The 3983-nt window shown below is 70.2% G+C and carries 2 protein-coding genes; both read left to right on the top strand.

Annotated elements, in window-relative coordinates; all coding sequences use genetic code 11:
- A partial coding sequence (locus STBA_RS04015; RefSeq protein WP_171987633.1) for an SDR family NAD(P)-dependent oxidoreductase occupies positions 1–2264 on the top strand: 2264 nt, incomplete at its 5' end.
- A 61-nt stretch (positions 2265–2325) separates the two neighbouring features.
- Positions 2326–3983 (top strand): beta-ketoacyl synthase N-terminal-like domain-containing protein (locus STBA_RS04010; RefSeq protein WP_171987632.1); only part of this gene is annotated, 1658 nt, incomplete at its 3' end.

Here is a 3983-nt window from a genome sequence, read left to right as displayed (position 1 = left end):
TGTCGGCGGACGATGACGAGTACACCGTCCGCACGGCGGGGCCGGCCGACGAGAACGAACGCCGTTTCTGGGACGCTGTCGAGGCCGAGGATTTGCGATCGCTCAGCTCGATGCTGGACGTGGGCGACGACCAACTTCAGTCGGTGCTCCCTGCGGTCTCGGAGTGGCGTCGACGGACGCGTGACCGCTCCACCGCGGCATCGTGGCTGTACCAGGCGGTCTGGGAGCCGTTGTCCGGAACGTCGGCAGCACGGCTGGAGGGCACCTGGCTGGCGGTCGTGCCGCCGGACGGCGGCACGCAGACCCAGGGGAGTGCGGCCTCGGCCGTCATCCGTGCCCTCGCCGCGGCCGGGGCCGACGTCCGAACTCTCACCGTTGACCCGGCGACCGGGGACCGGGCAGCGATCACCGAGGCCCTGTCGCAGGCTGTCGACGAGGCCCAGTTCAGCGGTGTCCTCTCGTTGCTCGCCTTGGAGCAGCGTCCGCATCCGGCTCACCTCGAACTCTCCGCCGGGGTGGCCGGCAGCCTGCTCCTCGTCCAGGCCATGGTGGACCTCGGTGCCCGCCGGTCCGGTGCCCGCCTGTGGTGCGTCACCCAGGGCGCGGTCACTCTCGACGAGCCCGGTGAGAATCCCGCGCAGGCCCAGGTCTGGGGCATCGGACAGGTGGCGGCGGTCGAGCACCCCGAGGTCTGGGGCGGGCTCGTGGACCTGCCCGGGGCCGAGGCCGCGGAGACCGTGGATGACGAGACCCGTACGGACTGGCTCGTCCGGAACCTCGGCGCGGTGCTGGCGAACGAGGCGGATGAGGATCAGTTCGCGCTGCGTCCCACGGCTGTCCACGTCCGTCGGATGGCGCGCGTGCCACTGAACGCTTCGGACGGCGCCGAGGAGTGGCGGCCCAGGGGAACCGTGCTGATCACCGGAGGCACCGGGGCGGTGGAGGCCCATGTGGCCCGCTGGCTGGCCGACCGGGGAGCGGAGCACTTGGTCCTGACCGACGCGACCGCGGCCGAGGGAGCCGAAGCGACCGCCGAGTCGCAGCGGTGGGCGGCCGAATTCGGCAGGCTCGGCGTCAGGGTCACCGTCGAAGCCTGCGACCCGGCCGACCGCACCCGACTCGCCCAGACGCTGAAGGGCCTCGAAGCGCAGGGCGACACCGTTCGGGCCGTCGTGCACACCGCCGCCATGGTCGAGTTGACCGCGCTCGCGGAGACCGGGCTTCCGCAGCTGGCACGGGCCGTCGCGGCCAAGGCCCTCCCCGCGCAGCATCTGGAGGACCTTCTCGACCAGAGTTCCCTGGACGCCGTCGTCTACTTCTCCTCGGTCGCGGGATTTTGGGGCAGCGGTGACCACGCGGCCTACGCCGCAGCCAATGCCCACCTCGACGCCCTGTCCCAGCGCCAGCGCGCTCGCGGTCAGGCGGCGTTCTCGGCGGCCTGGGCGGTGTGGGACGTCTTCGAGGCGCGGGAGGGCGACGATCCCGCAGTGGCGCGGGCTCTGAGGCACGCCCGTGGCAACGGACTTCCGCCCTTGGACCCGGAACTGGCGCTCACCGCGCTCCAGCAGGTCATGAACCGGGGGCCGGCGACGGTGGCCGTCGCCGACGTCGACTGGGAGCGTTTCGCCCCGACCTTCACCCTCGCCCGGCCGAGCAGGCTGATCGAGGGCGTGCCCGAGGCCAGGGCCGTCCTGGTGGCCGCCGAGGAGAGCGCTCAGGCCGACGGGCAGGCGTCCGGCGTATTGCGGGAACGGCTCGCGGACCTGTCGCCGGAAGAGCGGCGGCAAGAGCTGGTCACGCTCGTGTGCACCCACGCGGCAGCCATCCTCGGACACGGGAGCGGTGGCACGGTAGAAGCGCAGCGGACCTTCCGCGACCTGGGGGTCGAGTCGATGACGGCCGTCGAGCTGCGCAACCGGCTCAACCAGGCGACCGGGTTGAGCCTGCCGGCCACCCTCGTCTTCGAGTATCCGACCCCGTCGGCGCTGGCCGAACACCTCAACGCCGAGCTGGTTCAGGACGGGACGACGACCGTCGCGGCCCTGCACGCCGAACTCGACCGAATGGACACCGGCCTGACCCGGGTCGTGGCCAGTGAGACGGAACGCCTGCAGATCACGCAGCGCCTCGAAAGCCTCCTCTCCAAATGGAACAGCACAGAGAATTCGCAGTCCGGCACGGCTGAGACCGTTGCCGAAAAACTCGAATCGGCGTCGGACGACGAAGTATTCGAGTTCCTCAAGGAGCTGGGAAAGCCGAGCTGATCGGCCCTCGCATCGGCCGCATCGGCCTAGTACGTCCCTCGACTAACCCAGGGAGCCCGTGATGGCGAACGAAGACAAACTCCGCGACTACCTCAAGTGGGCGACGGCTGAGCTGCATCAGACCCGGACCCGGCTGGAGGAAACCGAGGCGGCCGGCAACGAGCCGATCGCTATCGTGGGCATGGCGTGCCGCTTCCCGGGCGGAGTTACTTCCCCGGACGAGTTCTGGCGGCTGATCAGCTCTGGCGGAGATGCCATTTCGGGCCTGCCCCGAGACCGCGGCTGGGATGTCGAGCGGCTTTACGACCCCGAGTCGAACGGCGAGGGCACCACCTATGCCCGTGAGGGCGGATTCCTTGAGAACATCGCGGACTTCGACGCGGGGTTTTTCGGGATCTCGCCGCGTGAGGCGCTGGCGATGGACCCGCAGCAGCGGCTGCTGCTGGAAACGTCCTGGGAGGTGTTCGAACGCGCCGGTATCGACCCGGGCTCACTCACGGGCCGGCAGGTCGGTGCATTCATCGGCAGCAACGCAGTCGACTACGGCTGGTCCCTCCCGAAGTTCCCCGAGGGGTTCACCGGCCACCTGGTGACCGGCACGGCGGGCGCCGTGCTTTCCGGCCGTCTCTCCTATCTCTTCGGACTCCAGGGCCCGGCGATGACGGTGGACACGGCGTGCTCTTCCTCCCTGGTCGCCCTCCACCTCGCCACCCAGGCCCTGCGCAAGAACGAGTGCTCGATGGCGCTGGTCGCGGGTGTAACGGCGCTCTCCTCCCCGATCCAGCTGATCGGCTTCAGCTCGCAGCACGGACTCGCACGCGACGGCCGGTGCAAGGCGTTCGCCGAGTCGGCCGACGGCATGGGGCTGGCCGAGGGCGCCGGTGTGCTGCTGGTGGAGCGGTTGTCGGATGCGCGGCGGAACGGGCATCGGGTGCTGGCGGTGGTGCGGGGTTCCGCGGTGAACCAGGACGGTGCGAGTAATGGTCTGACGGCGCCGAACGGGCAGTCGCAGCAGCGGGTGATCCGGCAGGCGCTGGCCAGTGCCGGGCTGTCGGTGGGCGAGGTGGATGCGGTCGAGGCGCACGGTACGGGTACGTCGCTGGGTGACCCGATCGAGGCGCAGGCGCTGATCGCGACCTACGGCCAGGGCCGCACCGGGGACCAGCCGCTGAGTCTGGGCTCGGTGAAGTCGAACATCGGCCACACGGGTGCGGCGGCGGGTGTCGCGGGTGTGATCAAGATGGTGATGGCGATGCGGCACGGGGTGCTGCCGCAGACGCTGCACGTGGATGAGCCGTCCAGCCACATCGACTGGACCGCGGGTGCGGTGGAGCTGCTGACCGAGGCCAGGCCGTGGCCGGAGGCCGGCCACCCCCGCCGGGCTGGTGTGTCGTCGTTCGGTATCAGTGGGACGAACGCGCACGTGATCCTGGAGCAGGCGGAGCCGGTGGAGGATTCTGCCGAGGGTGATGAGGGTGCCGGTGTGTCTGCGGCGGGTGTTGTGCCGTGGGTGCTGTCGGGGCGGTCGCCGGAGGCGTTGCGTGCTCAGGCCGAAAAGCTGGGGGCGTTCGTCCGCGAGCGGGACGCGGTTGACGTGCTGGCTGTCGCGCGGGCACTGAACGAGTCCCGGGCGGTGTTCGATCATCGTGCGGTTGTGTTGGGTGGGGATCGTGGTGGGGTGTTGGATGGTCTGGGTGAGTTGGTGGCGGGTGGTTCTGG

Source organism: Streptomyces sp. MP131-18 (assembly GCF_001984575.1).
Classification (GTDB): Bacteria; Actinomycetota; Actinomycetes; order Streptomycetales; family Streptomycetaceae; genus Streptomyces; species Streptomyces johnsoniae.
The sequence above is the reverse complement of the archived record's forward strand: the minus strand, read 5'-3'. Positions and strand labels throughout refer to the sequence as shown.